The sequence below is a fragment of the Desulfobacter latus genome (assembly GCF_013389365.1).
Classification (GTDB): Bacteria; Desulfobacterota; Desulfobacteria; order Desulfobacterales; family Desulfobacteraceae; genus Desulfobacter; species Desulfobacter latus.
On sequence record NZ_JACADJ010000190.1, the window covers coordinates 1 to 497 of the forward strand.

A 497-nucleotide genomic window follows, 5' to 3' on the forward strand; every position below is an offset into this window, starting at 1 on the left:
GGTTGAGGAACGAAACCCAACAACTTATTGGCGTTGGGTTTCGTTCCTCAACCCAACCTACCGGAAATCCGTATGGCCTAAAATATGACCAAGGCCACATTTTCTATCCCTTAAGGATAAAATTCCAGCATGACAGACGAGAAAAATAACAGCAAGGTGGTCAACCCCCATGATAAGGTGTTCAGGGAGATCTACAGCAATAAGGAAAATGCCCGCAGCCTTTTAGCGGACAAACTGCCGGACAACGTGCTGAAACTGGTAGACTTGAATACCCTGGAGATCAGCAAGGACAGCTTCATTGAAAAAGAGCTTGCGGATTATTATTCCGATATTCTGTACCGGGTGGATCTGACAGGCGGCAGTCAGGGGTTCATCTATGTGTTGTTTGAGCACAAAAGCTATTATGACAAGTTTGTGCATCTCCAGGTGCTGGAATATATGGTCAAGATCTGGCGTCTGTATATTAAGCAGCATAAAGAGTCGCCGGACTCTCTGCC

At 46.1% G+C, this 497-nt stretch carries 1 protein-coding gene; it reads left to right on the forward strand.

The genetic code is table 11. The annotated features are described in order from the left end of the window. Positions 1-129: 129 nt before the first annotated feature. On the forward strand, positions 130-497 hold a 368-nt coding region (locus tag HXW94_RS18935; RefSeq protein WP_178368430.1), incomplete at its 3' end, for an Rpn family recombination-promoting nuclease/putative transposase.